Source organism: Poseidonocella sp. HB161398 (assembly GCF_005870025.1).
Taxonomy (GTDB): Bacteria; Pseudomonadota; Alphaproteobacteria; order Rhodobacterales; family Rhodobacteraceae; genus Mangrovicoccus.
The window spans coordinates 1-23,532 of the sequence record NZ_VATA01000079.1; the positions used below are offsets into that span (position 1 = coordinate 1).

The 23,532-nt window shown below is 70.9% G+C and carries 25 protein-coding genes and 1 pseudogene; 15 read left to right on the plus strand and 11 right to left on the minus strand.

What is annotated here, in order from left to right:
• Together FGX59_RS38300 and FGX59_RS31785 are read left to right on the plus strand one after the other, a co-directional pair.
• Nucleotides 1–283 (plus strand): annotated as a pseudogene (locus FGX59_RS38300) (hypothetical protein); the annotation flags it as partial.
• On the plus strand, nt 268–714 hold the full coding sequence (locus tag FGX59_RS31785) for an IS3 family transposase (protein WP_171060920.1): 447 nt from the start codon (nt 268–270) through the stop codon (nt 712–714). The pseudogene FGX59_RS38300 and the gene FGX59_RS31785, both read left to right, overlap by 16 nt.
• A gap of 276 nt (nt 715–990) precedes the next feature.
• Here FGX59_RS31785 and FGX59_RS31790 read toward each other — a convergent pair whose 3' ends face one another.
• Nucleotides 991–1,812: a LysR family transcriptional regulator gene (locus FGX59_RS31790; RefSeq protein WP_138471969.1), complete on the minus strand. Its 822-nt coding sequence runs from the start codon at nt 1,810–1,812 to the stop codon at nt 991–993.
• A 125-nt stretch (nt 1,813–1,937) separates the two neighbouring features.
• Here FGX59_RS31790 and FGX59_RS31795 point away from each other — a divergent pair, with 125 nt between their 5' ends.
• Complete coding sequence (locus FGX59_RS31795; RefSeq protein WP_138471971.1) at nt 1,938–3,158, plus strand: SGNH/GDSL hydrolase family protein; 1,221 nt, start codon at nt 1,938–1,940, stop codon at nt 3,156–3,158.
• Nucleotides 3,159–3,319: 161 nt separating this feature from the next.
• Nucleotides 3,320–4,216: a LysR family transcriptional regulator gene (locus FGX59_RS31800; protein WP_138471973.1), complete on the plus strand. Its 897-nt coding sequence runs from the start codon at nt 3,320–3,322 to the stop codon at nt 4,214–4,216.
• Here the strand turns inward: FGX59_RS31800 and FGX59_RS31805 are convergent.
• The 4 genes from FGX59_RS31805 to FGX59_RS31820 form a co-directional block, all read right to left on the minus strand.
• Nucleotides 4,182–4,508 (minus strand): hypothetical protein, encoded by a 327-nt coding sequence (locus tag FGX59_RS31805; RefSeq protein ID WP_240722816.1) that lies wholly within the window; start codon nt 4,506–4,508, stop codon nt 4,182–4,184. The genes FGX59_RS31800 and FGX59_RS31805 overlap by 35 nt on opposite strands.
• Nucleotides 4,505–5,839, minus strand: a complete 1,335-nt coding sequence (locus FGX59_RS31810; protein WP_138471975.1) for an acyclic terpene utilization AtuA family protein — start codon at nt 5,837–5,839, stop codon at nt 4,505–4,507. The genes FGX59_RS31805 and FGX59_RS31810 overlap by 4 nt, the downstream gene beginning before the upstream one ends.
• A 14-nt stretch (nt 5,840–5,853) precedes the next feature.
• Entirely contained in the window at nt 5,854–7,161 is a 1,308-nt protein-coding gene (locus FGX59_RS31815) for a CitMHS family transporter (protein WP_138471976.1), read from the minus strand.
• A gap of 178 nt (nt 7,162–7,339) precedes the next feature.
• Nucleotides 7,340–8,074: a GntR family transcriptional regulator gene (locus FGX59_RS31820; RefSeq protein ID WP_138471978.1), complete on the minus strand. Its 735-nt coding sequence runs from the start codon at nt 8,072–8,074 to the stop codon at nt 7,340–7,342.
• A gap of 147 nt (nt 8,075–8,221) precedes the next feature.
• Here FGX59_RS31820 and FGX59_RS31825 point away from each other — a divergent pair, with 147 nt between their 5' ends.
• From FGX59_RS31825 to FGX59_RS31860, 8 genes are all read left to right on the plus strand, one after another.
• Entirely contained in the window at nt 8,222–10,279 is a 2,058-nt protein-coding gene (locus FGX59_RS31825; protein ID WP_138471981.1) for a hydantoinase/oxoprolinase family protein, read from the plus strand.
• A complete protein-coding gene (locus FGX59_RS31830) occupies nt 10,276–11,994 on the plus strand; it encodes a hydantoinase B/oxoprolinase family protein (protein ID WP_138471984.1) in 1,719 nt (572 codons plus the stop codon). The genes FGX59_RS31825 and FGX59_RS31830 overlap by 4 nt, the downstream gene beginning before the upstream one ends.
• Nucleotides 11,995–12,066: 72 nt before the next feature.
• Nucleotides 12,067–13,062 (plus strand): TRAP transporter substrate-binding protein, encoded by a 996-nt coding sequence (locus tag FGX59_RS31835; RefSeq protein ID WP_138471986.1) that lies wholly within the window; start codon nt 12,067–12,069, stop codon nt 13,060–13,062.
• Nucleotides 13,059–13,634, plus strand: coding sequence for a TRAP transporter small permease subunit (locus tag FGX59_RS31840; protein WP_138471988.1), 576 nt, complete (start codon nt 13,059–13,061; stop codon nt 13,632–13,634). Before FGX59_RS31835 ends, FGX59_RS31840 begins: the two co-directional genes overlap by 4 nt.
• A 27-nt stretch (nt 13,635–13,661) precedes the next feature.
• Complete coding sequence (locus tag FGX59_RS31845) at nt 13,662–14,975, plus strand: TRAP transporter large permease (RefSeq protein WP_138471990.1); 1,314 nt, start codon at nt 13,662–13,664, stop codon at nt 14,973–14,975.
• A 96-nt stretch (nt 14,976–15,071) separates the two neighbouring features.
• Nucleotides 15,072–16,016, plus strand: a complete 945-nt coding sequence (locus FGX59_RS31850; RefSeq protein ID WP_138471992.1) for a TIM barrel protein — start codon at nt 15,072–15,074, stop codon at nt 16,014–16,016.
• Between the two features lie 90 nt (nt 16,017–16,106).
• The gene (locus tag FGX59_RS31855; RefSeq protein WP_138471994.1) at nt 16,107–16,496 is read left to right on the plus strand and encodes an MbcA/ParS/Xre antitoxin family protein; all 390 of its coding nucleotides are present in this window, start codon (nt 16,107–16,109) and stop codon (nt 16,494–16,496) included.
• Nucleotides 16,493–17,185 carry an RES family NAD+ phosphorylase gene (locus FGX59_RS31860; RefSeq protein WP_138471996.1) on the plus strand — a complete coding sequence of 231 codons (693 nt, stop codon included), beginning with the start codon at nt 16,493–16,495 and terminating at the stop codon, nt 17,183–17,185. The genes FGX59_RS31855 and FGX59_RS31860 overlap by 4 nt, the downstream gene beginning before the upstream one ends.
• On the opposite strand, the gene FGX59_RS37860 is transcribed toward FGX59_RS31860, so the two are convergent.
• From FGX59_RS37860 to FGX59_RS31880, 5 genes are all read right to left on the minus strand, one after another.
• On the minus strand, nt 17,164–17,334 hold the full coding sequence (locus tag FGX59_RS37860) for a hypothetical protein (RefSeq protein ID WP_171060921.1): 171 nt from the start codon (nt 17,332–17,334) through the stop codon (nt 17,164–17,166). The genes FGX59_RS31860 and FGX59_RS37860 overlap by 22 nt on opposite strands.
• 8 nt (nt 17,335–17,342) lie before the next feature.
• Nucleotides 17,343–17,549, minus strand: coding sequence for a hypothetical protein (locus FGX59_RS31865; protein ID WP_138471998.1), 207 nt, complete (start codon nt 17,547–17,549; stop codon nt 17,343–17,345).
• A gap of 354 nt (nt 17,550–17,903) precedes the next feature.
• On the minus strand, nt 17,904–18,098 hold the full coding sequence (locus FGX59_RS31870) for a hypothetical protein (RefSeq protein ID WP_138472000.1): 195 nt from the start codon (nt 18,096–18,098) through the stop codon (nt 17,904–17,906).
• Entirely contained in the window at nt 18,083–18,508 is a 426-nt protein-coding gene (locus FGX59_RS31875; protein WP_138472002.1) for a hypothetical protein, read from the minus strand. The genes FGX59_RS31870 and FGX59_RS31875 overlap by 16 nt, the downstream gene beginning before the upstream one ends.
• Nucleotides 18,505–18,771, minus strand: coding sequence for a LysR family transcriptional regulator (locus tag FGX59_RS31880; protein ID WP_138472004.1), 267 nt, complete (start codon nt 18,769–18,771; stop codon nt 18,505–18,507). Before FGX59_RS31880 ends, FGX59_RS31875 begins: the two co-directional genes overlap by 4 nt.
• Nucleotides 18,772–18,944: 173 nt before the next feature.
• Between FGX59_RS31880 and FGX59_RS31885 the strand changes: the two genes are divergently transcribed.
• Entirely contained in the window at nt 18,945–19,523 is a 579-nt protein-coding gene (locus FGX59_RS31885; protein WP_138472006.1) for a cupin domain-containing protein, read from the plus strand.
• A gap of 686 nt (nt 19,524–20,209) precedes the next feature.
• Here the strand turns inward: FGX59_RS31885 and FGX59_RS31890 are convergent.
• Nucleotides 20,210–20,986 carry an IclR family transcriptional regulator gene (locus tag FGX59_RS31890; protein ID WP_171060922.1) on the minus strand — a complete coding sequence of 259 codons (777 nt, stop codon included), beginning with the start codon at nt 20,984–20,986 and terminating at the stop codon, nt 20,210–20,212.
• A 351-nt stretch (nt 20,987–21,337) separates the two neighbouring features.
• Here FGX59_RS31890 and FGX59_RS31895 point away from each other — a divergent pair, with 351 nt between their 5' ends.
• Complete coding sequence (locus FGX59_RS31895; RefSeq protein WP_206078495.1) at nt 21,338–22,171, plus strand: SDR family NAD(P)-dependent oxidoreductase; 834 nt, start codon at nt 21,338–21,340, stop codon at nt 22,169–22,171.
• 35 nt (nt 22,172–22,206) lie between these two features.
• Entirely contained in the window at nt 22,207–23,196 is a 990-nt protein-coding gene (locus FGX59_RS31900; protein WP_138472012.1) for a DctP family TRAP transporter solute-binding subunit, read from the plus strand.
• Nucleotides 23,197–23,532 lie beyond the last annotated feature (336 nt).

A 23,532-nucleotide genomic window follows, 5' to 3' on the forward strand; every position in this document is an offset into this window, starting at 1 on the left:
AATGAAAGATAACGGAGTTCATCCGCCACGACGTGGCCACGGCGTCCCCCGCACGACAGATAGCCGGCACAATCTGGGCATTGCGCCAAACCTGCTGCGGAGGAATTTCAAGGCCACCGCGCCTGACCGCTTCTGGCTTGCCGACATCAGCTACGTGCCCACTGACGAAGGGTGGCTCTATCTCGCGGCGGTGAAGGAGTTCGTCATCGTGTTGCCACTGGTCCGAGACCGATGGCGAACGCGACGATGGAGATCGTCGGATGGTCAATGTCCGACCGTCTGAAAAGCAGCCTCGCGGTCGACGCGATGCGCATGGCGTTGCTGAACCGGCGGCCGGCGCCGGGGCTGATCTGCCATTCAGGCAGGGGCGTCCAATATGCTGCCGGGGACTACCGGCGCCTGCTGGAGACCTGGAAAGCCGCGGATTCCATGAGCAGGAAGGGGGATTGCTTTGAATACAAGCTGGTCCGCGCCAGCGGATCGGATGATCCGGGGGATCATCCGAAGGCGCAGAACGCTCCTATGGAGAGCTTCTTCGGGTCGTTCAAGAACGAACTGGTCCACCGCACCAGGTTCCGATCACGCCGCGAGGCCAAAGCGGCGCTGTTCGAGTACATCGCCAACTTCTACAACCTGAAGCGCCGCCATTCGAGCATCGGATACCGCAAGCCCGAGCAGGCAAGGATCGACATGGCCGCTAGGATGGCCGCATAGTGAATATCGCCCCAGTCCGGAATCCGGGGGCAAGCTCACCTGCCGAGGCATTCAGATTAGCGGCTTAACCTGAGCAGAGTCCGCTGCGTCGATGCAGGCCCCCCGATGCCGCGCTGTCCCGCGACCGAGCCGGGGCCCCCGCTTGGACCAGCCGGGACGCTGCCCCGTGGCAGCCCCTCTGTGGCGCCCGTTCCTCCGCCGCCCGAAATGCCGTCCAGGCGCGGGGCGGGGACGTCCCCGCGCAGCCTGCAGCTCCCCCGGCTTTCACGGCGGAGATCAGCGGTCGACCCGTCCCTCCGCGGTCACGAAGTCGAGCACGATCGAGATCCGCATCGGCAGCGTCCGCGCCGTGCCGAGATAGACGATGTGGAACTCCTCGCGCCCGGTCGGCCCGCCCGGCACCTCCTCGAGGCGCCCCGCGGCCAGCTCCTCGGCGATGACGAAGCGCGAAACCCGGGCCAACCCGCAGCCGTGCCGCGCCAGCGCCGCGACCGTGTTGCCGTCGCTGGCGCGCAGCCGCGCCGGGGCCTCCTTCCAGAACGGATCGCGGCGCGGATAGGCGATGCCGACCCGCCCCGATCCGGCGCCGGGCGCGCGGACGGAGATGATCTCGGCCTTGCCAAGCGAGCGCGCGCGCAGCGAGGAATCCGGCAGCGGCCCGGCGCGGATCGCCAGGTCGATCGGCTGGCCGCCGATATCGGCGATGCCGTCGCAGACCATCAGCTCGATCTCGAGCCCGGGATGGCGGGCCAGCAGCGCGGGCAGCCGCGGGGCGAGGATGTGGTTGGCATAGGAGGCCGAGGTGGCGATCCGCACCAGCCCCGCCGCGGGCCCGGCGCCGGCCTCGCGCTCCGCCTGGTCGAGCGCGTCGAGAATCCCGCGCGCCGCTTCCGCGAAGGCGCGGCCCTCCTCGGTGATCTGCAGTCGCCGCGTGGTGCGCCGGATCAGCGTCACGCCAAGCCGCTGCTCCAGCCGCGCCATCATCTTCGACACCGCCGAGGGGCTCATCTGCCGCGACAGTGCCGCCGAGGTGTAGCTGCCCTCCGCCGCCACCGCGAGGAAGGTCTCCATCTCCGCCAGCCGGTTGATCTCGCGCATGGGTCGGGCCTTTCGTGAAGTGACATCACAAATGTCGTTACACTTGCGTGTCTTCCGTCACAAGCGTTCCGCGGCGAGGCTCGCGCGGAGCCCTCCCGCCCCAACTGCCGAAAGGAAGACGACCGATGACGACCCTCGCCCGATCCGCCGCCGCGCTGGCCCTTGCCGTGCTCCTCGCCGCGCCCCCCGTGGCCGCCGAGAGCTGGACTGCCATCTGGAACGCCAGCCCGCAGCGCGCCTGGCAGGGGGACGCGCCCTTTCCCACCGGCCTGCCTGCGGAGATCGCCGGCAAGGTGGTCCGCCAGCCGCTGACCCTCGGCTATCCGGCGGGGCGGCTGCGGCTGGTCCTGTCGAATGTCCATGGCACGCGCCCGCTGCCGGTCGCGGAAGTCTCGCTCGGCCGCAGCACCGGTGGAGCGCAGACCGAGGACACCCTGCCGGTGCGCTTCGGCGGCGCCGCCTCGGTGGTGATCGCCCCGGGGGCGGAGGCGGTCTCCGACCCGGTCGCGCTGCCGGTCGAGGTCGGCGCGCGGATTGCCGCGACCCTGCGCTACGGCGACGGGGCAGTGGCCGGGGATTTCCACTGGGACGCGCGCGAGACCAGCTACCTGATCGATGCCGACCGCCCCGCGCCGGAGATCCTCGGCGAGACCACGGCAAGGATCAGCCTCGCAGGCGTGCTCTCCGACCGGCCGGCGCGGATGGGGGTGGTGGCGATGGGCGACTCGATCACCGACGGCAATGGCGCGCCGATGGACGGCCAGGCGCGCTGGCCCGACTTCCTCGCCCGCGCGCTCTCGCCCGACGACATCGCCGTGGTCAATGCGGGCATCTCCGGCGGGCGGCTCCTCAGCGACGGGATGGGGCAGAGCGTGCTGGCCCGGCTCGGCCGCGACGCGCTCGGCCAGCCCGGCGCCGGAACCGTGGTGCTGCTGATCGGCACCAATGACATCGCCTGGCCGGGCTCGCCCTTCGCGCCGGATGAGCCGCCGATGACGCTGGAGCGGCTGCAGGCCGGGCTCCGCCAGGTGGCGGCGCAGGTCCGGGCCGCGGGCGGCAGGCTGGTCCTCGGCACGCTGCCGCCCTTCCGCGGCGCGCTGCCCGGCACGCCGATGGAGGACAGCTACTGGAGCCCCGGGAAGGACCAGCTGCGCCGCGCGCTGAACGACTGGCTGCGGCAGGCGGATATCGCCGATGCCCTTGCGGATTTCGACGCGGTCCTGCGCGACCCCGCCGATCCGTCGCGGCTGGCCGCGGAATTCGACAGCGGCGACCGGCTGCATCCCGGGGCCGCGGGCAACCGGGCCATGGCGCAGGCGGTGGCCGAGGTGCTCCGCGGCGGCTGACCAGAGGGCGCGGCGGCGGGGCTTGCAGGCTGGCCCGATCCGGCGGAGCCAGGGCCTCCGGGCGCAACGGCGGCCGGGTCGGGCCCTGCCCGGGCTTGCCCCCGCCGCGCCGGGCGCCTATCCCGGAGCGGCCCCGGCCGGGGCCAGAGGAGGCCCCGAGGATGCGCTACCCGCCGACGACCAAGCAGGTCCTGGCCTTCCTGGCCGTCGCCCGCCATCTGAAATTCCTCGCCGCCGCCGACGAGCTGAACATGTCCCAGCCCGCCGTCACCGCGCAGATCGTCCAGCTGGAGCGCAATCTCGGCCTGGCGCTCTTCCACCGCACCAAGCGCGAAGTCGCGCTCACCCCCGAGGGCCGCGACCTCGTCCCGCTGATGGAGCGCATCGCCGAGACGCTGGGCGCCATCGTCGCCGCCAGCGAGGATCTGGGCACCGGCCGCCGCGGAAGGGTGCGGCTCGCCGTGCTGCCTTCGGTGGCCGCCTCGATCCTGCCCGGCTCGATCGGCGGCTTCCGCGCCGCCCATCCCGGCATCGAGGTCGAGGTCTTCGATGTCGTCGCCGAGGAGATCCTGGCCCTGGTAAAAGCCGATGCGGCGGATTTCGGCATCGGCCCGCGCACCAGCGCCGACCACGCGATCGCGGGCGAGGATTTTCTCACCGACGAGCTCTGCGTCTTCTTCCCCGCCGATCACCCGCTGGCCGCCGAAGCGGCGCCCGAGCTGGCCCGCTGCGCCGCCTTTCCGCAGATCGTCACCACCCGCAGCAGTTCGGTCCGCGGCCTCCTGGAACGGGCGCTGGCCGAGGCGGGGGCGGAGATCTCCATTGCCATGGAAGTCGCCTACATGTCGACCGCGCTGGCGGCGGTCCGCGCCGGGCTCGGCATCGCGATCCTGCCCCGCTCGGCGCGCGAGGCGGGAAATGCCGAAGGGCTGCTCAGCCGGCCGGTGGGCGCCGCGGGCCTGCCGCGGCAGCTCCAGATCCTCACCCGCCGCGGCCGCGAGCTTTCGGTCGCGGCGGGACTGCTCAGGGACTGGCTGGCGCAGGGCCGGGCAGGGTGATCGCCAGCATCGCCGAGGCCAGGCACTTGCCATGCGCATCGAGCGCCAGCGATACCGTCACCCCGCCGCCGAGCGCATGGCGCAGCACGAAATTCAGCGCGCCGAGCGCCTCGATCTCGTAGCGCTCGACCGGGCCGCCGAGGATCGGCGCGAAGGTCTCGGCGACCAGCGCGGCGGTCAGGTGCTCCTTCAGGAAGGGATAGTCCGCCGGGTCATGGGCGATCACCGAGATATTGGAATGCTCGCCCTTGTCGCCGGTGCGCGAATGGGCAATCTCGCGGAGCTGGATCATAGCGTCACCATGGTCATGCGCGGGCGGACCGCGTCGCGGGGAACGAGGGCGGAGCGCATTGCCACGATCCGCCCGGAGGATTTCACGGCGCCGCCGCCAGAGGCCGGCCCGTTGGTATAGAGCGCCTCGACCTCGTTGCCGATGCGCCGGGCCGCGGCCGCGCTGGCGCAGCGCCCGGCGACGCGCAGCCGCACTTCGGCCGGCTCGCCGGGCGGCGACATGCCCGCGAGGATCGAGTCGACCCCCATCAGGTCAAAGCGCAGCTCCTCGGCCGCGAGCCCGGTCAGCGCGAAGCGCTCGCGGACGATCTCGCGCGCCAGCTCGGCGCGGGCGCGGGCATTCGGCCCGGCATAGGAGATCTGCCCCTCGCCGCGCCAGCCCGCCACATAGCCGACCGAGGCCTTCAGCGTCGCGGGCGCCGCCCGTCCGCTGCCGCCCTCGATCCGCACCCGGTCGGGCCCTTCCTGGGTGACGCGGAGCCCGGTGAAATCGGCGGTGACATCCGGGGTCAGGTAGGCCACCGGGTCATGCACCTCGTAAAGCAGCTGCTCCTTCACCGTGGCGGTCGTCACCATGCCGCCCGAGCCCGCGACCTTGGTGATCGTGCCGTTGCCGTCCGGGCCGATCTCGGCGATCGGGAAGCCCAGCCGCGCCAGCCCGGGCACGTCCTTGATGCCGGGATCGGCGAAATAGCCGCCGGTGACCTGGCCCGCGCATTCCAGCAGATGGCCGAGGATGGTGCCGCGGCCCAGCCGCTCCCAGTCATCCATCGCCCAGCCGAATTCGCGGATCATCGGCGCCAGGAACAGCGACGGGTCGGCGACGCGCCCGGTCAGGACGACATCCGCCCCCGCCGCCAGCGCCTCGACGATCGGGCCCGCGCCGAGATAGGCATTGGCCGAGACGAGTCTGTCGCCCAGCTCCGCGGCCGGGCGGCCGGTCTCGATCAGCGGATGGCCGCCTGCGACCAGCGCCTCCCGGATCTCGTCGCCCGAGACCGCGGCGACCCGCAGCCCCGCGATGCCCAGCTCGGCCGCGACCCTCAGCGTGGCGCGCGCCGCCGCCTCCGGGTTGGCGGCGCCCATGTTGGAGATGATGCGGATGCCGTTCTTCCGGCAGGCGGGCAGCACTGCCCGCATCCGGTCCTCCAGCAGCGGGTCGAAGCCTGCCTCCGGATCGGCCAGCCGCGCCTCCTGGGCGATGGCGATGGTGCGCTCGGCGAGGCATTCGAAGACGAGGTAGGAAATCCCGCCCTTCTCCGCCAGCTCGACGGCCGGCTCGATCCGGTCCCCCGAATAGCCCGCCCCCGAGCCTATGCGCAGCGTGGTCATGCCTGGTCTCCTTTTCAGAACGCGATGGCGCCGGTCAGCAGGGCGGTGGCGGTCATCACCAGCGACACGGCCCAGAGCCAGCCGAAGGTGAATTTCTGGTGCTCGCCCAGCTCGATTCCGCACAGCCCGATCAAGAGGAAGGTCGCCGGCGTCAGCGGGCTGACCGGGAAGCCGGTGGTCATCTGCCCGACCATCGCCGCGCGGCCCATGTCCGCCGGGGCGACGCCCAGCACCGATCCGGCCTCGGACAGGACCGGCAGGATGCCGAAATAGAAGCTGTCGGGATCGAAGAGCAGGCTCAGCGGCATCGAGAAGACGGCCAGCAGCGCGGGCATCCGGTCGGCATGGGCCTCGGGCACATGGGCGGCGGCGAATTCGGCCATGGCGGTCAGCATGCCGGTGCCCTTCATGATGCCGATGAAGACGCCCGCGGCCAGCAGGACCGAGGCCATCATCAGCGCCGCGGTGGCATGGCTGTCGATCCGCTTCCGCTGTTCGGCGACATCGGGATAGTTCAGGATCAGCGCGGCGATCGTGCCCAGCATGAAGCACAGCACCGGCGCGGCCAGCCCGCCGATCATGGCGCCGAGCACGGCGACGATCAGGGCGATATTGACCAGGAAGAGCCGCGGGCGCGCGGTCTCGCGCGGGCCTTTGCCGGCCGCCGCGCCGTCGCTGCCGCCGGCGAAGGCCGAGGGGAGGCCCGCGGCCAGGCGGCGCTCCTCGCGCTTGCCGAGATACCAGGCGAAGGCGGCGACGGCGGCGAGCCCGGCGAGCTGCACCGGCACCATCGGCATGTAGAGCGTGCCGATATCGAGCTGCAGCGCGCTGGCCGCGCGCAGCGTCGGTCCGCCCCAGGGCAGCATGTTCGCGGTGCCCGCGGCCATGGCGACGGTGCAGGCCAGCACCCGACGGTCGATCCCCAGCCGGTCGTAGAGCGGCAGCATGGCCGGCACGGTGACAAGGAAGGTCGAGGCGCCCGAGCCGTCGAGATGGGCGATCACGCCCAGCACGGCGGTGCCCAGCACGATCCGCGCGGGCCGCTCGCCGACGACGCGCAGGATGCCGCGGACGATCGGGTCGAGCGTGCCGGCATCGGTCAGGATGCCGAAGAACAGGATGGCGAAGACGAACATGCCGACCACCGGCGCGATGGTCTTGATGCCGTCGATGGCGAAGCCCCCGGCCTGGGACATCGGCACTCCGGCCAGCAGCGCACCGAGGATCGGCACGACGACCAGCGCCGCCATCGGCGACAGCTTCTTCGAAAGTATGCCCGCCAAGACGATCGCGATCGTCAGCAGGCCCGCAAGTGCAAGCATGACTGTCCTCCCATGGATTGCCGCGGCCCGCTTCTGCGCGGCCCGCGTGCTGCACGCCGCCGGGCGGGTCGATCCTCCTCGCCTCGTCCCGGGGTCGCGGGCACCATGGCGATGGCGTCTTCACAGGTGAAATTGATTATTTGGAAGTCAGTAATCAGGAAACCGGATAAGGCGCGGGTCAGTCCCGGGCCGAGGTGACATGCAGCCCGCGCGTCAGGTCGAGCGACAGGACCGTGGTGACGATGCGGTTGCGGAAGAGCTCGACATGGCGCGCCGCGACTTCCTCGGCCGCCGCGGCGTCGCCCGCGCGGATCAGCGCGATCATCTGGCGGTGGTCGTCGACGGTCTCGGCCAGGTGCTCCTCCAGCCGCGCCTGCACGCCGTCATGCTCGACGAAGCTGACATGGCCGACCCGCATCCCCTCGATCAGCGCGCGTTCATAGGCATGGCCGAGATAGCTCGACTGCGCCGCGCGGGCGATTTCCATGTGGAAGGCGAAATTGGCCTCGTTGATCGCGTCGACCTCGCGCTGCGCCGCCGCCGTCTCGAAGGCCGCCTCCGCCGCCTCGATCCGCGCCAGATCCGCCTCGCTCCGGCGCAGCGCGGCCATATGGGTGACCGAGCGCTGCAGCAGGTCGAGTGCCTCGAAGAAGTCGCGCAGATCCGACAGGTTCATCGCCGCCACCCGGCTGCCGCGGCCGCGCACCGCCTGGGCGAGCCCCTCGGCGGTCAGCCGGATCAGCGCCTCGCGCACCGGCGTGCGGGAGACCTCGTAGCGCGCCGAGATCTCCAGCTCGTCGAGATCCGAGCCGGGCTTGGCCTCCAGCCGCAGAATCGCCTGGCGCAGCATCCGGTAGACATATTCCGCGCCGCGCTCTGCCGCCGGTTTCGCCGCTGCCTGTTTCCTGGTCATTTTCCGTCCTTCGATGCATGCGCCCCCGCCATCTGAATGCAGCGCTTCCCGTCCCAGTGCAAGAACATGCCGTTCGCCCCTGCATAATCATTGACAGGCGTTTGTGATACACAGTGTATTACAAACAAATACCGAAGGAGAGAGACGTTGGGCGGGAACTGGACGATTGGGGTGGATGTCGGCGGCACCTTCACCGACCTCTGCGCGATCGAGCGCGGCAGCGGGCGGATCGCGCTGCACAAGGTGTCGAGCACCCCGGCCAACCCGGCCGAGGCGATCATCGCCGGACTCGACGGGCTGGCGGAGAAGGCGGGGATCGCGCTGGCCGATGTCGGCGCGATCGGCCATGGCACGACGGTCGCGACCAATGCGCTGATCCAGCGGACCGGGGCGAAGGTGGCGATGGTCACGACCCGCAATTTCCGCGATCTCGTCGAGATCGGCCGCCAGACACGGCCGAAGATGTATGACCTGCGCGCCGATTTCCCGCCGCCGCTGGCGCCGCGCCACCTGCGCTTCGAGGTGGACGAGCGCATCGGCGCCGATGGCCAGGTGGTGACGCCGCTCGATACCAGCAGCGTCGACGCGGTGATCGAGGCGCTGCGCGCGGCGGATGTGGAGGCGGTCGCCATCGCCTTCCTCTTCGCCTATCTCAACCCCGCGCACGAGCAGGCGGTGAAGGCGCGGATCGCCGCCGCGCTGCCCGATGTGGCGATCTCGGCCTCCTCCGATGTGCAGCCGGAATTCCGCGAATACGAGCGGTCCTCGACGACGCTGATCAACGCCTACCTGCAGCCGGCCTTCGGCGCCTACATGCGCATGCTCGAGGCCGAGGTGGCGGCGCGCTCGCCGGGCGCGAGCCTGGGCGTCAACCAGTCGAGCGGCGGGCTGATGTCGGTGGCCACTGCGCGGGACTATCCGGTGCGTACCGCCATGTCGGGCCCGGCCGCAGGCGCGAATGGCGCGATCCACACCGCGGCGCAGTCGGGCATCCGCAATGTCATCACCTTCGATGTCGGCGGCACCAGCGCCGATGTCGCGCTGATCCGCGACCTGGAGATCGGCCTGGCCTTCGACCGCGACGTCGCCGAATTCCCGGTGCGCATGCCGATGGTCGACATCAACACCGTGGGGGCAGGGGGCGGCTCGATCGCCTGGTTCGACCGCGACGGGCTGATCAAGGTCGGCCCGGCCAGCGCCGGCGCCCGTCCGGGCCCGGCCTGCTACGGCCGCGGCGGCACCGAGGCGACGGTGACGGATGCCAATGTCGTGCTCGGACGGCTCTCGACCCGCGGGCTTCTCGGCGGGGACATGTCGCTCGATGCGGCGGCCTCGTTCCGCGTGGTGGGCAAGGTCGCCGACCGGCTGGGCATGTCCGTCGAGGCGGCGGCGCGCGGCATTCTCGACGTGATGGCGGCGAACATGGTGCGGGCGATCCGGGCGATTTCCGTCGAGCGCGGCCATGATCCGCGCGACTTCGCGCTGATGCCCTTCGGCGGCGCGGGGCCGCTGCATGGCGAGGCCTGCGCCCGCGCGCTCGGCATCCGCCAGATCCTGGTGCCGCTGCTGCCGGGGATCCTCTGCGCCGAGGGGCTGCTGGTCGCCGGGCGGTCAGAGAGCCTGGTGCGCTCGCAGCGCATCGCGCTCGGCGCCGCGGCTGGTCCGGCGCTTGCGGCGCTTGCCGCGGAACTGGCCGCCGAGGCGGAGGCCTGGTTCGAGGCCGAGGCGATCCCGGCTGAGGAGCGCCGCGCGGTGATGACCGCCGACATGCGCTATGCCTCGCAGAACTACGAGCTGCAGATCCCCGCGGGCGCGCTGGCCACTGGCGATCTCGACGGGCTGCGCCAGGCCTTCTTCGACGCCCATGCCCGCGCCTACGGCTTCTTCAATCCCGAGGATCCGGTCGAGGTCATGGCGCTGCGGCTGGTGCCGCAGGGCGCGCGCCCCGAGATCGGCGTGCCGCCGCAGAGCCCGACCGCCAGCACGCAGCCCGCGCCGCGCGCCCGCCGTCCGGTCTGGTTCAGCGGCGCCGCGCCGGTCGACACGCCGGTCTATGACCGCGCCGAGCTGGCCCCGGGGGCCGAGCTTGCCGGTCCGGCGGTGATCGACCAGTTCGATTCCACCCTGCTGCTCTTCCCCGGCGACACCGCGCGGGTGGATGCCGCGCTCAACATCCTGATCGACCGCGGAGAAACCGACCTGTGACGCTGATCGACCCCAAGACCCAAGCCGCGGCCCCCGCGGGCGCGCCCGATCCGGTGACCATCGAGATCGTCGCCTCGGCCTTCCGCTCGGTGGTGGACGAGACCTTCATCGCGCTGATGAAAAGCGCCTATTCCACCAATATCAAGGAGCGCCACGACCATTCGACGGCGATCTGCGACCGCGAGGGGCGGCTGATCGTGCAGGCCGACATGTCGCTGCCGATCCACCTGGCGTCGATGACCGGGCTGATGCAGGCGGTGCTGGCGCGCTACCGTCCCGAGGAGATCCGCGAGGGCGACATCTTCGTCGCCAATGATCCCCATGTCGCGGGCGGCACGCATCTGCCCGACATCAACTACGCCGCGCCGGTCTTCCTGGAAGGCGAGCTGACGGGGTTCGTCTGCAACATCGCGCATCACGCGGATATCGGCGGGATGGTGCCGGGCTCGATGGCCGGCGGCATGGCCGAGATCTACCAGGAGGGGCTGCGCATCCCGCTGGTCCGGCTCTGCCGCGCGGGCGAACTGCAGCAGGACATCCTCGACCTGATGCTGCTGAACGCGCGCATCCCCGAAGAGCGCCGCGGCGACCATTTCGCCCAGATCGCCGCCTGCCGGCTGGGGCTGCGCCGGGTGGCGGAGATCGGCGAGCGCTATGGCCGCGCGCTGATCCTCGAGGTCTGGGAAGAGCTGATCCGCCGCACCCGCGCCCGGATGAAGGACGCGATCCGCGCGGTGCCCGACGGCATCTACCGCTTCGAGGACGTGATGGACGATGACGGGCTGGGCACGCGGGACATCCCGCTCCGGCTGGAGCTGCGGGTGGAGGGCGATCGCGCGATCTTCGACCTGACCGGCTCGGCGCCGCAGGTGAAGGGCAATATCAACCTCACCCGCAATGCCGCCAAGGCGGCGGTCGCCTATGCGCTGCGCACGCTGCTCGACCCGGAGATCGCCAATAACGAGGGCATCCTCGAATGCTGCGAGCTGGTGACGACGCCGGGCAGCATCGTCGACTGCCTGGCGCCCGCGCCGGTGGCGCAGCGGCTGAATACCTCGCAGCGGCTGGTCGATGTCATCATCGGCGCGCTCGCCCCGGCGATCCCCGAGGCGGTCGTCGGCGCCGCGAACGGGGCCAATACCACGGCGGTCTTCTCCGGCACCGATCCCCGGACGGGGCGCCCCTATCTCTATCTCGAGACGCTGGGCGGCGGCGCCGGCGGGCGCAGCGACCGCGACGGCAAGGACGGGGTGCAGGTCCATATCACCAACACCTCGAACCTGCCGATCGAGGCGATCGAGACCGAATATCCGCTGCGGGTGCTGGCCTATGGCTTCGTCGAGGACTCGGGCGGGGCCGGGCGCTTCCGCGGCGGCGCCGGGCTGCGCCGGGTGATCGCGCCGGTTGGCCATGACTGCGACTTCAACGGCGCGGGCGAGCGCTTCGCCAATGCGCCCTGGGGGATCTTCGGCGGCGGCGCCGGGCGGCCGGGCCGCTTCGTGCTCGAGGCGGCGGAGGGCCCGCGCGGCCTGCCCGCCAAGCCGCAGGGCATCGCCGTGCGCGCAGGCGAGGCGGTGACGGTCGAGACCCCGGGCTCGGGCGGCTACGGCCCGGCGGCGGAGCGCCCGCAGGCGGAGGTCGAGGCCGACGCGCTCTCGGGCAAGTATTCCGGCGGCTTCCTCGACGGGAACTATCCCGCGCAGCGGCGCGGCTGAGCGCGGGCGGGGCGGTCCGCCGCCCTGCCGCAAGTGACGACACGCAAACGACAAACGACAGGGAAAATCCAGATGACCAGACTGCTTGCCACCCCGGCCCTCGCGGCGCTCCTTGCCGCCGCCGCGCTGCCCGCGCTCGCCCAATCGACGAGCTGGGACCTTGCCAACGAATACCCGCCGAACTCGGTCCATGCGCAATCCGCCGACACCTTCATCGCCGCGCTGGAGCGGGTGTCCGGCGGCGACATGGAGATCACCGCGCATCACGGCGCGGCGCTCGGCTACAAGTCGATCGACCAGTATGACGCGGTCTCGGACGGCGCGCTGGATCTGGCCTCGTCCTTCGTGACGCCCTGGTCGGGGATCGACCCGGTCTTCATCCTCTCCTCGATCCCCTTCCTGGTGAAGACCCCCGAGGAAGAGCGCGCGCTCTACGAGATCGCCCGGCCCTATTACGAGAAGGTGCTGGAGGCCGACGGCCAGGTCCTGCTCTTCGCCACGCCCTGGCCGCCGAGCGGGCTCTGGGGCAACAAGCCGCTCGACTCGATGGAGGCGCTGGCGGGGACCAAGCTGCGCACCTATGACGCCAACGGCACGATCACCTTCGCAGGCGCCGGCGCCACGCCGGTGCAGCTGAGCTGGGCCGATACCGTGCCGCAGCTTTCCACCGGGGCGATCGACGCGGTGCTGACCTCCGCCGATGGCGGCGCGGCCGCGCAGCTCTGGGAGCAGCAGTCGCATTTCACCCAGGTCGACTACGCGATGCCGCTGCAATTCGTGCACATGAACGCCTGGGTCTATGACGAGCTGACCGACGAGCAGAAGGCCTGGGTCGCCGAGGCCGCGAAAGAGGCCGAGGATTTCGGCTGGGGCCTCCTGGCCGACCGCGTGGCGCAGAACTACGCCGAGATGGAAGAGCACGGCATGACCATCGTCACCGGCGTCTCCGAAGACTACCTGGCGGCGCTCAGCGCGGCGGCCGAGCCGGCGCTGGCCTCCTGGAAGGAGAAGATGGGCCCGGATGCCGACGAGATCCTGGCCGCCTTCGAGGCCTGGAAGGCGCAATGACCGCAGCGGCGGAGCACGCGCCCTTCGCCGGGCGCAGAAGCCCGGCGATGCTGTTCCAGCGCGCGGCCTGGGGGCTGTCCCGGGCCGGCGCGGCGGCGGCGGCGCTGCTCGTCACCGCCATGGTGCTGCATATCCTGCTGGAGATCTGCCTGCGCCTCGTCGACCGCTCGACCTTCGTGCTCGACGAGATGGTGGGCTATGCGGTGGCCTCGGCGACCTTCCTGTCGCTGGGCTACGCCTTCGAACATGGCGCGCTGGTGCGGGTCGGGCTGGTCATCGACCGGCTCGGCGGGCGGTCCCGGCGGGCGATGGAGATCCTCTGCGGCGTCGCCGCGCTGGCGGTGACGAGCCAGATCGCCCGGGTGATCGCCGCCACCGCCCTGCGCAGCCATGAGCGCGGCCGGACCTCCTCCTCGATCGCCGAGGTGCCGCTGTGGATCCCCGAGGCGATCTGCGCCGCCGGGCTCTCGATCTTCTGCCTGCAGCTTTCCGCCTGGCTCCTGCGCCAGGTCTTCGACCTGCCCGGGCCGGTGCCCGCGGGCGCGTCCGATCCCCTCCAGAACGACCTCTGACCCGATAGCAGGAGCCGCGACACCGCCATGGACCCGTTCACTTCCGGCCTCGCCCTTCTGGCCATGCTGGCCCTTGCCCTCGGCTGCGGCGTCTGGATCTTCGCCGGGCTGCTGCTGGTCTCCTTCGGCGGGCTCTGGCTGCTCGTCGACATGCCGCTGAGCCGCGTGGTCTCGATCGCGGGCTCGATCACCTACCGCGCCGCCTCCACCTGGGAGCTGGCGGCGGTGCCGCTCTTCATCTGGGTGGCGGAGCTGATCTTCCGCTCCTCCGTTTCCGAGCGGCTCTTCCGCGGGCTCGCCCCCTTCGTCGACCGCGTGCCGGGGCGGCTGCTGCACACCAACGTGCTGGGCTGCACCATGTTCGCGGCGGTCAGCGGCTCCTCAGCGGCGACCACGGCGACGGTGGGCAAGATCACCTCCTCGGAGCTCGTCTCCCGCGGCTACGACGCGCGGCTGGCGGTGGGATCGCTGGCGGGGGCGGGCTCGCTCGGGCTGCTGCTGCCGCCCTCGATCGCGATGATCATCTACGGCATCCTCGCCGAGGTTTCGGTCAGCCGCCTCTTCGCCGCGGGGGTGCTGCCGGGGCTGGTCGTGGCCGGGCTCTATAGCGGCTTCATCATGGTCATGGCGCTGATCCGCCCGGGCATTGCGCCCGCGGGCCACCAGAGCTTCGCGCCGCGCGACTACCTGCGCGCGCTCGGCGAGCTGTCGCCGGTCATCGCGCTGATGGCGATCGTGCTCGGCGCGATCTATTCGGGCATCGCCACGCCGTCGGAGGCGGCGGCGGTCGGCGTGGCGGCGGCCTTCGGGCTGCTGGCGCTGATGGGCGAGCTGCGCTGGAGACTGGTGCGCGACAGCCTGATGGGCACGGTGCGCACCTCGACCATGGTCTGCATCATCCTGACCTCGGCGGCGCTCCTTTCGACGACGCTGGGCTATCTGCACCTGCCGCAGGAGCTGGGCGCGGCGATCGGTGCGCTGGGGCTCGACCCGCTGGCGCTGATCGCGCTGCTGGCCGTGTTCTACCTGGTGCTCGGCGTCTTCGTCGACGGGGTGGCGATCATCGTCATGACGCTGCCGATGACGCTGCCGCTGGTGACGGCGGCGGGCTACGATCCGGTCTGGTTCGGCGTCTTCCTGGTGCTGATGGTCGAGATCGGCCTGCTGACCCCGCCGGTGGGGATCAACCTCTTCGTGCTGCAGGGTCTGACCGGCTGGTCGCTGGGGCAGGTCTCGCGCGCCTCGGTGCCGTTCTTCCTGCTCTTCGGCCTCGCGGTGATGATCCTCGTCGCCTTTCCGCAGTTGGCGCTCTGGCTGCCGGAGGCGCTCTATGGCGGCTAGCGGAATTTTGCGCGGATCTCCTCAAATCGGGACTTGGCGCAGGGCGGAAAACCCGGGCTAGCTCGGCACAGGCGCAACCTGGGAGGAGTTCCGCGAATGACCATGACCGTGACCACGGCGCCCTGCTGCTGGGGGGTCGACGATGTGCGCAATCCGCATCTGCCGCCCTGGCGGCGGGTGCTCGACGAGGCCGCCGCCGCGGGCTATGGCGGGCTGGAGCTGGGTCCCTACGGCTACATGCCGCTTGATCCCGCGCTGGTCGGCGGGGCGCTGGAGGAGCGGGGCCTGCATGTCGTGGCCGGGACGATCTTCGACGATCTCGTCGATCCGCGGAACCGCGACAGCCTCCTGCGCCAGACCCGCGAGATCTGCGCCATGGTCTCGGCCCTGCCGGTGCCGCCGCGCGCGCCGGGCCAGCGCTTTGCCGCCCCCTACCTGACGGTGATGGACTGGGGCCATGACGCCCGCGACTACGCCGCCGGTCATGGCGACCGCGCGCCGCGGCTCGACGAGGCGGGCTGGCATGGCATGGTGGCCAATATCCGCGCCATCGCCGAGACCGCCCGCGACGAGTTCGGCCTGCGCGCGGTGATCCATCCCCATGCCGGCGGCCATGTCGAGTTCCGCGACGAGATCGACCGCATCCTCGAAGACATCCCGGCCGGGACCGCCGGGCTCTGCCTCGATACCGGCCATGCGCTCTATTCCGGCATGGATCCGCTCTGGGCGCTGGAGCGCTACTGGGACCGGATCGACTACCTGCATTTCAAGGACATCGACGCGGCGAAATACCAGGAGGTGATGGGCCGGACCATCCGCTTCTTCGAGGCCTGCGCCGAGGGGGTGATGTGCCCGATCGGCGACGGGGCGATCGACTATCCGGCGATCCGCCGCTTCCTCGAGGCGAAGGGCTATGCCGGCTACATCACCGTCGAGCAGGAGCGCGATCCGCAGAGCGCCGGCGGCTCGCTGGCGGATGTGAGGCGCTCGCGCGACTATCTGGAACGGGCGGGATTCGGGCAGGTTCCGGCAGGCGCCTGATCCGGCATGCGGCTTGCATGGTCCATATGGACTTGACGACGGGTCCATATGGCCCCATCTATGGGCGAGCTGCATGAGGAGACCGGGACAATGCGCGCTGCCAGCCCTGCCCGCCCCGAAGGGGACATGACCGCCGTCGGCCTGAAGGCCTTCGGCCGGATCGCCGATGCCTGGTCGCTTTCCGTTGCGGAGGCGGCGGGGCTTGCCGACATGTCGGAAAGCACCTGGAAGCGGGCGCGCAAGCCGGGCTTCGCCGGCGACCTGACCCGCGACCAGCTTCTGCGGCTGAGCGCGCTGGCGGGGATCTACAAGTCGCTGGCGCTCTATTTCTCGGCGCCCCTGGCGGAAAGCTGGATGACCCGGCCCAATGCCGGTCCGCTTTTCGGCGGCGCGCGCCCGGTCGACGCGATGATCGAGGGCGGGCTGCCGCAATTCCTGCAGGTGCGCAGCTATCTCGATGCGCTGCGGGGGGGCGCGTGAGGACCACGGCGATTTCCGACCGCGGCCTCGTCCGGCTGATCCCCGCGACCTATCACAAGCCGCCCGCGCTGCGCGGGCTGGTCGATAGCGACGAGGAAATGGCGCTGCTCGCCGAGCTCGAGGGGCTGACCAGCGCCCGGCTGGTGGCCGAGCGCGGCCGCTCGGCGCATCTCGATCCGCGCGAGCTGGCCTATCAGCGCCGCGCCCGCGACCTGCGGATCTACGGCAACGGCCATGTGAATGCAGCCTTCGCCTATACCCGCGCGGGTGGCAACCGGTTCAATTCCGCCGAGCGCGGCGCCTGGTACTGCGCCTGGGAGGTCATGGTCTCGGTCGCCGAGGTCGCCTTCCACCGCACGCGCGAGCTGGGCTATGCCGGCTGCTACGAGGACGAGGCGCGCTATGTCGAGATCCTGGCGGATTTCATCGGCGAGTTCAGCGATCTGGGCGACGAGCCGACGCATCCCGCGCTCGATCCCGATCCGGCGGCGGGCTATCCCGAGGGCCAGGCGCTGGCCGCGCAGCTGCGCCGCGGCGGGGCGCGCGGGCTGATCTATCCCTCGGTGCGGGCGCCCGGCGGGCGCTGCCTGGTCTGCTTCGAGCCCTCGGCGGTGCAGAATGTCCGCCCCGGGGCGAGCTGGGATCTGGTCTGGTCGGGCACGCCCGACTACGACATCCGCGGCGTCTGATTCCGCCGCCGCCCGGCTGGGGCGGCCGGCAGGGCGGTGCCGCCGAGCGCGGCGAGCAGGTCCGGCCCGGCGAAGGCGATCCGGTCGACGCCCGGATGGATATCGGCCATCTCGCCCCCGGCATGGAGGTCGACTGCGTTCTGCGTCATCCGTCCGCTCAGCACCAGCCGGTCGATCCGCCCGAAGCCGGCCCCGAGCGCCGTGCCGCCGCCCTGGGTGCTGCCGGTCTGCGGCGCCGCCCGCCGGGCGCCGAAAAGCCCAGCATGGCGAAATCCTCCTGCGCCGCGGCGAAGCGGTTCCAGGCATCGAGCGCGACCAGATCCAGCGGGAGGAGGCGGAACGGGCTGCCGTCGAGGAGCGTCATGGCGCAGCTGACGGCATCGGGGCCGAGGGCGTTGTCGATATGGAGGCGCCCCTCGCCGCCGGGATAGCTGCCCGCGAAGCGGGCGCCGGTCTCGAGATAGGGGCGAGCGGGTCCCAGTCGCCGTCGAGCCCGGCGAAGCCGAGCGCCGTTGCAAGGAGTGCGGATGCGGCCATGGATGCGTCCTCGGTCCGGGGCCGGGTCCAAGCTCTGGGACAAAAGGGTGAAGAAGCGGTAGCCGCGTTCCGGCCTGAGGGGGCGCCCGGCGGGGGCCGGGGCCGGACTCGGCCGCCGTCCCGCCCGGGGCCGCAGCGGCCGCGATCCGGCCAGCGCACCTGCCGGGCTTGGGCGCTGCGGTCAGCGGGGTAGGCCGAGCGTGGCGAGGAGCGCGCCGGGGGCGCGGGCCACTGCATCGCGGCGCCAAGGGAGCTGCATCTCGATCTGCGGACAGGCGGGCGCGAGCGGGCGCAGGGCCAGCTCGCGGGCGGGGCGGGCCAGGCAGGCCGGGATCTCCGCCGCGCCGAAGCCCGTTGCCGTCAGCTTGGCTGCCAAGGCCGGGTTGCCGATCCGGCAGGCCGGGCGCGGGTGGTAGCCGAGCACATGCGCGGCCAGCCCCGCCCCGTCGCTGTCGCCCGGGCCGGAATAGCCGATGAAGGCCAGGTCCTGCAGCGCCTGCGGCTCGAGCGGCGCGGTCTCGGCGGCGATGATGCGGGGAGGTCGATGAACGGGGCATGGGGCTCGAGCAGCGCGGAGGCGGGCTCCGGCGGCAGCTCCTGGCGGCAGGGCACGCCGATCCCGGTATCGATCCCGCCCTGCAGCAGGTCGGCGAACTGCCCGGGATGGCATTCGGCCGGTTCGAGATCGATGCCCGGCCGCGCCCGGCGCATCTCGTCCGCGATCCGGCCGATCAGCCCGGAATAGGCCGCGATCGCCGAGACGCCGAGCCGCAGCTGGCCGGTCACGCCCTCGGCCGCCATCCGGGCGAGCCGGGCGGCCTGCGCGGCATGGGCGAGGCTGCGCCGCGCCTCGGCGGGGAAGGCGCGCCGGCCTGGGTCAGCTCCACCCGCCGCCGCGCGCGGGCGAAGAACGTCGCGCCGACGTCTTCCTTCAGCGCGCGGATCTGCATCGACAGCGTCGGCTGCACGATGTCCAGCCGCTCCGCCGCGCGGGCGAAATGCGGCCTCTCGGCCGGGGCCATGAAATGGCGCAGGTGGCGCAGGTCCATCTGTGATCATCCGAACTGATGACAGGGTCGGAGGACAGTACTGGAGATGATCTCAGCGGCAGGCGGGAGCCCGGGCGGTGAAAACAGGACCAGGGCGGGCAGGATGAGGCTTTCGCGCCGCAACTTCCTTCGCAGTGCTACGCTCGGGGGCGCCGCCATGGCCATGGCCGGCGTTGTGGCGGCCGCCGACACGCCCCCTGGGGCTGCGGCCCGGGGCGGAGGGGCTCTATGCGCTGCGCGACGGGCAGGGCGAGTACCACCTGATCGGCGGCATGGTCGCCACGCTGATCGCGCGCCAGGCCGAGACCGGCGGCGCCTTCGAGGCGGCGGTGCTGACCGGATCGGTCGGCACGGGGCTGCTGCTGCACCGCCATGGGGCGACGGACGCGGCGCTCTACGTGCTCGTAGGGCGGCTGGAGCAGCAGATGGACGGCCAGGCGCATCTGCTGACGGCGGGGGACCATGCCCTTGTCCCGGCGGGCACGGCGCAGGGGCTGCGGAGGCAGAACTGGCGGATGCGGCTGCCGGGCTGGTCGATCGGCACGGGGCTGGCGGGGGGCTATCCGGCGCTCGGCGCGCCCTTCTCGCGGCCGGTGCAGCCGGAGCTGGAGATCCCGCAGGCGCGGCTCGATGCGGCGGCGGCGACCGACACGGAGTTCCCCGGCCTGCTGCCCGCGGTGGCGCCGGTGCTGGTGACGGTGGCCGGGCTGCCCGCGGCGACGCGGCCCTATGTGCCGCAGGATGGCGGCTGATCGCGGCGGACTAGCTCTTCTCGTTCCTGCAGGCCAAGGCCACCTCGGGCGGCAGTTTCTTCCCGGTGCTGACCGAGGGGCCGACGGGGATGCCGATCCCCTGGCACTGCCACGGCCACCAGACCGGGACCTTCTTCTGCGCCCGGGGCTGATGAGGTTGTGGATCAACGGCCAGGAGATGCAGCTCCATCTCGGCGACTAGCTGGCGGTGACGCCCGGCACGGTGCATTCCTGCCGGCGCGACGCGCCCTGCACCCGGTTCTCCGGCGGGCTGGTGCCCGGCGTCTTCGAGCCGTTCTTCCGCGATCCCGGCCAGCCCTATCAGGGGCAAGTCTTCCCGTCGCGCCCGGCCCGTTCGATTTCGGCCGCGTCATGGCCCATATCGGGGAGGTCGACCTGCATGTGCCGACGGTGGCGGAGCAGCAGGCTGCCAAAACGTCTGTTCGGCCGCGGCGCTTGGGAGCAGGACCGGGAAAGTGGTCCTGAGGGCGGCTGGACTTGCAGACTTCAGGGGGCTTTCTTACCAGTTCCGAAATGATTTCCTCCGCGACGCCGCCTGGAATCCGCGCTGAGCGGCCTGCTAGAGCGGTCCGGTGCGCGCCCGGTTTCCCGGGCGCGGGCTGCCGCAGGGGGCGGGATGTCCCGTCTCGAGGGCTGCCGCAGGGCAGCGCGGACCGGCGCCGGGGCTACCCGTAGAGCCGTTTCTGCAGATGCGGCAGCTCGGCCTTCAGCACCGAGACGACCTCCTTGATGCGCGGTTCGATCCGGGCGGGGATCCCGGCCAGCGAGATCGAGCCGCGGCAGATGCCCTGCGGATCGAAATACGGGATGCCGACGCCCCAGCTTTCGGCATAGACGCGGCCGGGATTGACCGCATAGCCCTGGGCGCGGGTCTCGGCCACCAGCTCGCGCAGGAAGGCGGGCGGGAAGCCGGGATGGTCGCGCGCCAGCTCCTCGGCATTGCGCTCGAGGATCCAGTCGATCTCGGCATCGCTGCAGGCCGAGAGGATCGCCAGGCTGCCGCCGCCCACGCCCAGCGGGTAGCGGCCGCCGACCTGGGCGGTATGGGTGCGCACCGGATAGCTGCCCTCCTCGCGGGCGATGCAGACCGCATGAGTGCCGGTGCGGATCAGGAACAGCGAGATGTCCCCCGAGATCCGGCTGAGCGAGGCCAGCGTCGCCTTGGCCACATCCGTCAGGCCGAAGCGGCTCTCGGCGGCGACGCCGAGCAGATAGGCCTCGCGGCCGAGATAGTAGCGGTCATTGCCGGCATCCTGCTCGACCAGCCCCTCGTTCTGCAGCGCCTGCAGCATCCGGTAGACGGTGGTGCGCGCCATGCCCGAGCGCTTGCAGATCTCGGCCAGGCGGATGCCCTCCGCGGCATGGGCGGAGACGAGCCGCAGGAGGCCGATGGAGCGGTGCAGGCTGCGCGCCCCGGAGGTCGTTTCCGGATTGTTGGTCATCTGGTTCTTCCGTGCCCTGGGCCCCCAAGCGTGTCTGTCCCAAACTAGGCCGCGGGGGAAAAGCGGTGCAAGGCGGAACTTCGGCGGGGCCGACGCGCGCGCAGCGGGTCGGCCGCGGGCGGAAAATTTCCGATGACCACAATATGGACTATATTGGAGAAGCTGAATGTCTTGCATGATTGGGTAATAATAGACTTAAAAACAGGTGTATAAACCAAAATTATGTCCTGAATTCGGATTCGTGAGAGACTCATATTGCCTTGAGTAACCATTATGTGGTTAATTCAGGCTGCGCGCGGACGGCCCCCGGTTCCGGGGCGGCCGCGGCGCGCGATCTGGGAGGACGGACATTTGAACACGGCCGGGAAAATCGCGCCCGCCCTGCATCGGGCCGGGCGCGTCGAGGGCAAGCGCGTGCTGCTGATCGGCGGCGGCGCGCCGGAAGAGGGCTGGTCGAACGGCAAGGCCGCGGCGGTGCTCTATGCCCGCGAAGGGGCGGAGCTGGTCGTGGCCGACCGCGACCTCGCGGCGGCCGAGCGCACCGCAGCCGCAATCCGCGCCGAGGGCTTCGCCGCCGCCGCGATGCGCGCCGACATCACCTCGGGCGGGGACCTTGCCGACCTGGCCGGAGCGGCCTGCGAGGAGATGGGCGGGATCGACGTGCTGCACAACAATGTGGGCATCGCCGAGACCGGCGGCCCGGTCGAGACCAGCGAGGAAAGCTGGCGCCGCGTGGTCGAGGTGAACCAGACCGGCATCTTCCTGGCCTGCAAGCACGTGCTGCCGGTGATGGTGGCGCAGGGCGGCGGCGCGATCGTCAATATCGGCTCGGTCGCGGCTCTGCGCTGGATCGGCTTCCCCTATGTCGCCTATACCGCCAGCAAGGCGGCGGTGATGGCGATGACCCAGAATATCGCGCTGCAATACGCGGCCCAGGGGATCCGCGCCAATTGCGTGCTGCCCGGGCTGATGGACACGCCGATGATCCGCGCGCCGCTGGCCGCCTCCTATGGCGGCGATGTCGACGGGATGATCGAGACGCGCAACCGCACCAGCCCCACCGGCAAGATGGGGGATGCCTGGGACACCGCGCATGCGGCGCTGTTCCTGGCGTCGGACGAGGCCCGCTATGTCAACGGCACGCAGATTGTCGTGGATGGGGGGCTTTCGGCACGCTGCGCCTGAGGGCACGTCAAGAACTGCAAATGGGAGGAAGACGAATGGGACTGAACAGATGGCTGGCGACAGCCGCGATGGCGGCGGCGCTGGCCGCGCCCTGCATGGCGGCGGCCGGGACCTTCCGGCTGTCGTCGGAGACGAACGAGAACAGCAGCCGCACCCAGGGCGGGCAGCGCTTTGCCGATCTGCTGGAGGAGGCCTCGGGCGGCGACATGTCGGTAAAGGTCTTTCCGAATGCGGTGCTGACCGGCGGCGACCAGCTCAAGCAGGCCGAGATGCTGGCCCGCGGCGCGCTGGATTTCTCGGTGACATCGGCGATCACCATCTCGAATGTCGTGCCGGAGATGGCGGTGTTCTCGCTGCCCTACCTGTTCTCCGGCTATGACGAGGTGGATGCCGCGGTTTCGGGCCCGGCAGGCGCCGAGATGGCGCGGATCATGGAGCAGCACGGGCTGAAGCTTCTCGCCTGGGGCGAGAGCGGCTTCCGCGAGCTGACCAATTCCAAGCGCCCGGTGCGCAGCCCCGAGGACCTGAAGGGGCTGAAGATCCGCGTCGCCGGGCCGATGTTCATCGACGTGATGACCGCGCTCGGCGCCAATCCGCAGCAGATCCAGTGGACCGAGACCTTCTCGGCGCTGCAGCAGGGCGTGGTCGACGGCCAGGAGAACCCGATCGGCGCGGTGATCGTGCCGCAGCGGGTCTACGAGGTGCAGAAGTACATCACGACCTGGCACTATTCCTACGACCCGGCCTTCCTGATGATGAGCCTGGAAAAGTGGAACAAGCTCTCTGCGGAGGAGCAGGAGATGGTGCAGACCGCCGCCACCGAGGCGATGGACTGGCAGAAGGCGCTGACCCGCGAGCAGACCGCCGAGGGGCTGGCGCTGCTGCAGGAGAAGGGCATGGAGGTCTACGAGCCCGATGCCGCCGGGATCTCGGCCTTTGCCGAGGCCGCCGGTCCCGCCTTCGATGCCTGGGCGGACAAGGTCGGCGGCGATCTGGTCAGCCTCTTCTCGGCCTCCGCCGAGTGATCTGAACTCCCCTGCCGGGCGGCTCCTCCAAGGCGGCCCGGCTTTCCCGCCGCAGCTCCCGTGTGCGGGACCGAGGCTCCCGGAGCATCCGCTCCGGGGGCCTTTTTGGCTCTGACTCAATTTTGATGCAGGCCGCGCACGCGCGGCGCCTATCTTTTCTGACGCAAGTCCAGAAGGATAAATGCGATGGCACGTCTTAACATGAAGGCGCTGCTCCCGGTGGGCCTGGTCGTTGAAAATGTTTGCACCCGTAACGGTGCGATTGAGATCAGCGCCCGCTCGACCGCTTCTGCGGCCAGCTGCCCCTGCTGCGGGAGACGGTCGCGGCACGTTCAC

What these genes read in the sequence shown, in the direction of transcription:
- FGX59_RS31840 (WP_138471988.1), top strand. Translation starts at nt 13,059, where the DNA reads ATGACCGCAGCGGCGGAGCACGCGCCCTTCGCCGGGCGCAGAAGCCCG.
- FGX59_RS31805 (WP_240722816.1), bottom strand. Translation starts at nt 4,508, where the DNA reads ATGATCCAGCTCCGCGAGATTGCCCATTCGCGCACCGGCGACAAGGGC.
- FGX59_RS37860 (WP_171060921.1), bottom strand. Translation starts at nt 17,334, where the DNA reads ATGACGCAGAACGCAGTCGACCTCCATGCCGGGGGCGAGATGGCCGAT.
- FGX59_RS31835 (WP_138471986.1), top strand. Translation starts at nt 12,067, where the DNA reads ATGACCAGACTGCTTGCCACCCCGGCCCTCGCGGCGCTCCTTGCCGCC.
- FGX59_RS31790 (WP_138471969.1), bottom strand. Translation starts at nt 1,812, where the DNA reads ATGCGCGAGATCAACCGGCTGGCGGAGATGGAGACCTTCCTCGCGGTG.
- FGX59_RS31900 (WP_138472012.1), top strand. Translation starts at nt 22,207, where the DNA reads ATGGGACTGAACAGATGGCTGGCGACAGCCGCGATGGCGGCGGCGCTG.
- FGX59_RS31850 (WP_138471992.1), top strand. Translation starts at nt 15,072, where the DNA reads ATGACCATGACCGTGACCACGGCGCCCTGCTGCTGGGGGGTCGACGAT.
- FGX59_RS31880 (WP_138472004.1), bottom strand. Translation starts at nt 18,771, where the DNA reads ATGGACCTGCGCCACCTGCGCCATTTCATGGCCCCGGCCGAGAGGCCG.
- FGX59_RS31820 (WP_138471978.1), bottom strand. Translation starts at nt 8,074, where the DNA reads ATGACCAGGAAACAGGCAGCGGCGAAACCGGCGGCAGAGCGCGGCGCG.
- FGX59_RS31800 (WP_138471973.1), top strand. Translation starts at nt 3,320, where the DNA reads ATGCGCTACCCGCCGACGACCAAGCAGGTCCTGGCCTTCCTGGCCGTC.
- FGX59_RS31785 (WP_171060920.1), top strand. Translation starts at nt 268, where the DNA reads ATGTCCGACCGTCTGAAAAGCAGCCTCGCGGTCGACGCGATGCGCATG.
- FGX59_RS31815 (WP_138471976.1), bottom strand. Translation starts at nt 7,161, where the DNA reads ATGCTTGCACTTGCGGGCCTGCTGACGATCGCGATCGTCTTGGCGGGC.
- FGX59_RS31865 (WP_138471998.1), bottom strand. Translation starts at nt 17,549, where the DNA reads ATGACGCTCCTCGACGGCAGCCCGTTCCGCCTCCTCCCGCTGGATCTG.
- FGX59_RS31810 (WP_138471975.1), bottom strand. Translation starts at nt 5,839, where the DNA reads ATGACCACGCTGCGCATAGGCTCGGGGGCGGGCTATTCGGGGGACCGG.
- FGX59_RS31855 (WP_138471994.1), top strand. Translation starts at nt 16,107, where the DNA reads ATGCGCGCTGCCAGCCCTGCCCGCCCCGAAGGGGACATGACCGCCGTC.
- FGX59_RS31795 (WP_138471971.1), top strand. Translation starts at nt 1,938, where the DNA reads ATGACGACCCTCGCCCGATCCGCCGCCGCGCTGGCCCTTGCCGTGCTC.
- FGX59_RS31845 (WP_138471990.1), top strand. Translation starts at nt 13,662, where the DNA reads ATGGACCCGTTCACTTCCGGCCTCGCCCTTCTGGCCATGCTGGCCCTT.
- FGX59_RS31890 (WP_171060922.1), bottom strand. Translation starts at nt 20,986, where the DNA reads ATGACCAACAATCCGGAAACGACCTCCGGGGCGCGCAGCCTGCACCGC.